The following is a 6,451-nucleotide window of genomic DNA, read 5'->3' as shown; positions in this document are numbered from 1 at the left end:
CCCCTGCGCCGGTCCCCGCCCCCGTCCTTGACGCCGCCCCCAAGGACTACGTCGGCTCCGGCCCGCCCACCTATGACGCCGAGCCCACCGCGCTGCCGCCCGCCGACCCCGACGACCTGGACGACCTGGTCCCGGACACCATGCTCGACGGTGCCCGGTACGGCGCCTGCACGGTGCGGGCCGTCTCCGTGCGCGGGGACTCCGCCCGCTACCGGGGCGAGCCGCGCCGCGACTGCCTGCTCACCGCCCGGTTCGGCACCGGCGAAAACGCGCTGGTCCTGGTCGCGATGGCCACCGGCGCCCGCGCCACCGCCGGCGCTCACCGGGCGGCCGCCGAGGCCTGCCAGTGGATCGGCCGGGCCGTGGGCCGCAGCCAGGCACGCCTCGCCGAGGACCTCCGGGCCGGCCGGCGCGGCGACCTGAAGTCGGGACTGCACCGCCTCACCGACCGCAGCCTCGGCAAACTCCGCGCCAGCGCCGTCGAACAGGGCATCGAACCGGAGGAGTACGCGGCCACCCTGCGCTGTCTCCTGCTGCCCGCCGACCCGGACTGCCGTACCCGCGTCTTCTTCGGCGTCGGCGGCGGCGGTCTGTTCCGGATCCGGGACGGCGAGTGGCAGGACATCGAGCCCCGGGGCACCGACGCCACCGGTGACCCCGTCGTCGGCTTCGGCTCACTGCCGTCAGAGACCCCGCAGGGCGACCGGCTCACCATGGACCTCGGCATCACCACACCCCCGAACCCCTACGACGAGGACCCCGGACCGCCCCGCGACCCGTTCCGCTTCCGTGCCTCCGTCGCCCGCCCGGGCGACACCTTGCTGATGTGCACCCCCGGCCTGGCCGATCCGCTGCGCGGCGAACCCGAGCTGTCCGCGTACCTCACCCGGCGGTGGTCCGGGCCCGCCGCACCGGGGCTGGCCGCGTTCCACGCCGACGCGCTGGTACGGGTCAAGGGGTACTCGGACGACCGTACGGCCGCGGGCGTTTGGGAGGCGTGACGGCGGTCCCTGTGAATTGATGGATCAGGGATCGACGGAGACCGAAGGGGCACAAGAGCGTCATGGCCAAGCAGAACGTCGCAGAACAGTTCGTCGACATCCTCGCCCGTGCCGGGGTCAAGCGCCTCTACGGCGTCGTCGGCGACAGCCTCAACCCGGTGGTGGACGCCGTCCGCCGCAACGCCGCCATCGACTGGGTGCACGTCCGCCACGAGGAGACCGCCGCCTTCGCCGCCGGCGCGGAGGCCCAGATCACCGGCAGACTCACCGCCTGCGCAGGCTCCTGCGGGCCGGGCAACCTCCACCTCATCAACGGCCTCTACGACGCCCACCGCTCCATGGCACCCGTGCTGGCCCTCGCCTCCCACATCCCCTCCAGCGAGATCGGCCTCGGCTACTTCCAGGAGACCCACCCCGACCAGCTGTTCCGCGAGTGCAGCCACTACAGCGAGCTGATCTCCAGCCCCAAGCAGATGCCCCGGCTGCTCCAGACCGCCATCCAGAACGCGGTCGGCCGTTCCGGCGTCAGCGTCGTCTCCCTCCCCGGTGACATCGCGGCCGAACCCGCCCCCGAGAAGGCCGCCGAGACCGCCCTCGTCACCTCCCGGCCCACCGTCCGCCCCGGCGACGCCGAGATCGACCGGCTGGTCGAGATGATCGACGCGGCGGACAAGGTCACCCTGTTCTGCGGCAGCGGCACGGCCGGCGCGCACGCCGAGGTGATGGAGTTCGCCGGGAAGGTCAAATCGCCGGTGGGGCACGCCCTGCGCGGCAAGGAATGGATCCAGTACGACAACTCATGAGTGTGTATGTATGTCGCAAGCTGGGGTGCAGGTCCGGGGCCTCAGTCGTTGCGCATGCCGGTGTGCACGGTGAACACGGCGTCGTATGCGGGCTCGACATACGCAGGTAGCCCCAGTACGACAACCCGTACGACGTCGGCATGAGCGGCCTCCTCGGCTACGGAGCCGCCTACGAGGCCACGCACGAGTGCGACCTGCTGATCCTGCTCGGCACGGACTTCCCGTACAACGCCTTCCTGCCCGACGACGTCAAGATCGCCCAGGTCGACGTCCGGCCCGAACACCTGGGCCGCCGCTCCAAGTTGGACCTCGCCGTGTGGGGTGACGTGCGGGAGACCCTGCGTTGTCTCACTCCGCGGGTGAAGGAGAAGAAGAACCGGCGCTTCCTCGACAGGATGCTGAAGAAGCACGCGGACGCGCTGGAGGGGGTCGTCAAGGCATACACCCGCAAGGTCGAGAAGCACGTCCCGATCCACCCCGAGTACGTCGCCTCCGTCCTCGACGAACTCGCCGCCGAGGACGCCGTGTTCACGATTGACACCGGCATGTGCAACGTCTGGGCCGCCCGCTACATCTCGCCCAACGGCCGCCGCCGCATCATCGGCTCCTTCTCGCACGGCTCGATGGCGAACGCGCTGCCGATGGCGATCGGCGCGCAGTTCACCGACCCGGAGCGGCAGGTCGTGTCGATGTCCGGCGACGGCGGATTCTCCATGCTGATGGGCGACTTCCTGACCCTCGTGCAGTACGACCTGCCCGTGAAGGTCGTCCTGTTCAACAACTCCTCCCTCAGCATGGTCGAGTTGGAGATGCTGGTCGCCGGACTGCCCTCCTACGGCACCACGAACAAGAACCCCGACTTCGCCGCCGTCGCCCGCGCCTGCGGCGCCTACGGGGTGCGCGTGGAGAAACCCAAGGACCTGGCCCGTGCCCTGAAGGACGCCTTCAAGCACAAGGGACCGGCACTCGTCGACATCGTGACCGACCCCAACGCCCTCTCCATTCCGCCGAAGATCAGCGCCGAGATGGTGACCGGGTTCGCCCTGTCCGCGTCGAAGATGGTGCTCGACGGAGGCGTGGGACGGATGCTCCAGATGGCCCGGTCCAACCTGCGCAACGTGCCACGTCCGTGAAGTTCGGGGCGTCTCCTCGGCAGCTCAGCGAACAGGTCGTTCGGGGATCTTCGGCAGAACCTTCGCGGCGATGTCGAGGAGAGCGCCGTCGGCCGGGAGGGCTCCGGACTTGCTCCACACGGAGATGTCGCAGTAGCCGCCCCGGTCCTTCCGGTCGAGGGCCACGGTCAGTGTCCTGGCCAGGGGACCCTGTTGGACCGGTCCGCCGGATCCGCCACTCCCGAGATTGATCTCGATCCGCATGGTGTGGTCCGAGGAGAGGACCGCGGGCCGGCCGAGAACCCTGAGCGTCTTGACGTCCGTCTCGTCCCCGTACTTCATCAGCTTCACGTTCTGGTCGATCGACAGATGGTTGTAAGTGGCCGAGACATTCACGGTGTACGTGTCGAAGCTGACCTCGGCCTCCGGCATGGCGACCTTCTCATCAGTCAGAGGAGCGGTGTTGTTGGTGCCGGAGGCACTGGTCGCGGTCTCCACGGGCGTGCCGAGGACCTTGGCCAGGTCCGGCCGGTTGAGTGCCTCACACAGCTCTTCACCGGTTACAGGCCGGGGGGTCTTCTTGAAGGCCTTCGGCAGTTCCTCGTGTTCCGTGTCCGAACACGAGGCGGGCTGCGGGGTGGTGTTGTCGTCGGACGGCATGAAGCGCGGGGCCGCCCACAGCGCGACCGCGAGTGCCCCGAACACGGCCACGGCCGCGAAGGCCTGACCCCACGCGTTGGGCTCCTTCTCCGGAGCGCCCGGGCCGGGACGCGGCCCCACTCCGGCGTGCGCTTGAACCGGGGCCGGGGCCGGGGCCAGGATCGAGGCCGGGGCCTGGGCCGAAGCCGGGATAGGGGCCGGGGCCGGGGCCTGGGCGGTGGCGTGGACTGCGGCATCGGCCGTCGTGCCGGCCGCGGAGGCCGCCGGGACCGGGTTCCGGCGTGCGCGCAGGGCCCGGACCACCTTGTGGACGCTCACCGCGGCGCACACGAGGAACACCACGCCGAGGCCGGCCGCGACCCCGTCGTGATCGCGGACGGCGAGATACATGATGCGTACGCCGAAAACGGAAGTGACCGCGATGAGCAGGGGCTCGCGGACCCAGAACGGCAGAAGACGGAGGAGGAAACCGAGCATCCGGTGATCTCACCAGGACACGACCGTATCCGCCGTGGTGGAAGCCACAGTTCCGGGTAACTGCTCAGGTCGGATCCAGTTCGCTGAGCAGCAGGTGGTGATCGGAGTACGGGGTCGCGTGCACACGGCGCTCGAGCGGCACGACACCTCGCAGGAAGATGTAGTCGAACTTGAGCTGCCAGTCGGTGGTCGGCTCGCACGTGTCGATGCGCGGGGGACGGCACTGAGGGTCTGTATCCGCGGCCAGTTCCCATATCGCGGAGAGTTCGGGGGCGTCCGGCGTGGCGTTGAAGTCGCCGAGAAGGATCACGCGGTCGTACCGGGCCACGTCTGCGGCGAGTACGGCGGTCTGGCCTGCTCGGACCGACTCTTGACGTCGCTGGGCGAGGTGCGTGTCGAAGACCCGGACGGTCTTACCGCCAACGGTGGTGGTCACTGCCATGTACCCGCGGTCTTCGGACCCGCCGTCGGGATACTCCACGTTGACGACGTCCGTCATCGGCGCCGCCGAGAGCACCGCCTGGCCGTAGCGTCCCGGACTCCACGGCACTCCTCCGCAGCGGCCCCATTTGCGAAGGACCGTGCCGTACGCGACGTGGTAAACCAGCCCGTAGAAGTTCTCCAGGTAGTCCCGGATCCTTTCGACGTCACGCACACACGCTTCTTGCAGACCGACGACCTGCGGAGCATACGTGGCGATTTCCGCCGCCCGGTCGAGGTTGCTCGCCCCGCACGGGTTGCAGATGTTCCACGTCATCACCCGGTTCGGTACGACATCCTTGACGGCTCCGACGGGCAGCGGCCTCGCGAAGAGGTCACCGCCTGGCGCACTGGGGCCGACGAGCACCACACACACCACGACCATGGCGCCCGCGAGCAACCTCGTGCCCCTTCCGAGCATCATCGCCTCCGAGGTGGTCCTGCGGGCGCCGTCGGTTCAGGAGCCCCGTCACATGAAGAGGCATTGAAGCAGGTCCACTTCCGACGCGGCGGGTGTTGTCCGGAGTGTGATCATGCCCGCTACGCCGTCTAGGAGTAGGGACGCCAGTGGCGCTCCGAGGTGTCGTACATGTAGCGGGGGAGGCCTTTGATGCCGGTCGTGCGGAACGGGCGGCCTCGGTCGTCGATGCGGACCGTGCCGCTGTGGCCCTGCGACGACCAGTCGAGTTCCAGGTACCAGCGGCAGTCACAGCCTTCCGTCCGGGCGGTGACCAGCAGCACCTCCGGATCCTCGGCGGAGACACGGTACGGAAGCCGCACCGCCGGGATCGGCGTGCCCTCGTCGCTGCCGGGGACCGAGCGGGCGATGGGGCGGTCGGCGTCCAGGTTCACGGCGAAGTAGCGGGGGCTGATCGAGCCGCCGCAGCCCTGGTCCATGGCATAGGCGTTGCCGGGGGTGGGCTGCGCGCGCCCCACCACCCGGACCCGGAGCGCCTCCAGGACGACGGCCGTGGAGCTGCGACCCTGCACCGAGATCCGCACGTTCGTCTCCCGGCCGTGCACCGCGTTCTGCGTCGCCGCCCACGTCCCGGCGTCCTGCGCGACCGGGGGCGGCGGGACCTGCGCGGGTGCCTTGTCGATGACGTAGTCGTGGCCGCAACCCAGCTGCCACACCTGCGAGTCGGCGGTCCAGGCGAGCGGCACGACGACCGGAGCGTTGCCGTCGTGCGCGGTGGAGCTGGTGCTGGGGGCGGGCGAGTCGGCGGTCTTCCCGGAGGTGGCGGACCTGGGCGAGGCGTTCTTGGAGCCACTGGCGGAGGGGCTCGGGCTCGGCGAGGTCGAGCGGCTGGGTGACGCGGTGGGAGGGGACGGGGATGTGCGTGTCAGCGTCGAGGAAGCGCCGGGCCGCCGCGCCGCGTCCCCGCCGGAGGGGTGATCGGAGGGTAACGCCGCCAGCCCGCCCAGCGTCGCCAACAACGCACAGGCGGCAGCCGCACTGACGGTGACCCGCCTGCGGCGGTACCAGGGCCGGGGGGCGGTCGCCGGTTCGGTGGGTTCGGCCGGGGCCGTGGTTGCCGGTGGCTCGGCAGCGTCCCCCGCCTGCGCAGGCGGCGGCCGTTCTGCCGACCGTACGACGTTCTCCCGTACCGCCGCCTCCGCCTCCGCCCCGCCTCGAGGCCGTTGTCGTGCCGCCACTGCCAGCAGCCATCGGCGGTGGAGTTCCAGGCGTTCCTCTGCCGACGCCCCGCAGAACACCGCCAGTCGCTCGACGGGGGCGAAGTCCTGCGGTACCGCTTCTCCGGCGCAGTAGCGGTGCAGCGTGGAGGTGTTCATGTTGAGTCGGCGCGCGAGGGAACCGTAGCTGCGGTCCGTGCGCGCCTTCAGTTCCGTCAGCAGCGCCGCGAACTCCGCGACGTCGTCACCCCTCGGCACCGTTCCCCCGTGATCCTCCGGCCCG

At 70.3% G+C, this 6,451-nt stretch carries 4 protein-coding genes and 2 pseudogenes; 3 read left to right on the top strand and 3 right to left on the bottom strand.

Features of this window, described 5'->3' with window-relative positions; genetic code table 11:
* The 3 genes and pseudogenes from IG99_RS36090 to IG99_RS36080 form a co-directional block, all read left to right on the top strand.
* Window positions 1-1,001, top strand: a 1,001-nt coding sequence (locus IG99_RS36090; RefSeq protein WP_037681823.1) for a protein phosphatase 2C domain-containing protein, incomplete at its 5' end; no start/stop codon positions are given.
* Between the two features lie 62 nt (window positions 1,002-1,063).
* A pseudogene (locus tag IG99_RS36085) lies at window positions 1,064-1,786 on the top strand (thiamine pyrophosphate-binding protein); the annotation flags it as partial.
* Between the two features lie 131 nt (window positions 1,787-1,917).
* Window positions 1,918-2,937: pseudogene (locus tag IG99_RS36080) on the top strand (thiamine pyrophosphate-dependent enzyme); the annotation flags it as partial.
* Window positions 2,938-2,961: 24 nt separating this feature from the next.
* Here the strand turns inward: IG99_RS36080 and IG99_RS36075 are convergent.
* The 3 genes from IG99_RS36075 to IG99_RS36065 all read right to left on the bottom strand — a co-directional run bounded on the left by IG99_RS36075 (window position 2,962) and on the right by IG99_RS36065 (window position 6,426).
* On the bottom strand, window positions 2,962-4,053 hold the full coding sequence (locus tag IG99_RS36075) for a DUF6215 domain-containing protein (RefSeq protein WP_037681820.1): 1,092 nt from the start codon (window positions 4,051-4,053) through the stop codon (window positions 2,962-2,964).
* A 64-nt stretch (window positions 4,054-4,117) separates the two neighbouring features.
* Entirely contained in the window at window positions 4,118-4,957 is an 840-nt protein-coding gene (locus IG99_RS36070; protein WP_037681819.1) for an endonuclease/exonuclease/phosphatase family protein, read from the bottom strand.
* 125 nt (window positions 4,958-5,082) lie between these two features.
* The gene (locus IG99_RS36065; protein ID WP_037681817.1) at window positions 5,083-6,426 is read right to left on the bottom strand and encodes a helix-turn-helix domain-containing protein; all 1,344 of its coding nucleotides are present in this window, start codon (window positions 6,424-6,426) and stop codon (window positions 5,083-5,085) included.
* Between the last annotated feature and the right edge of the window lie 25 nt (window positions 6,427-6,451).

Source organism: Streptomyces griseus subsp. griseus (genome assembly GCF_000720255.1).
GTDB lineage: Bacteria > Actinomycetota > Actinomycetes > Streptomycetales > Streptomycetaceae > Streptomyces > Streptomyces griseus_I.
This window is presented reverse-complemented; position numbering and strand designations above follow the sequence as displayed.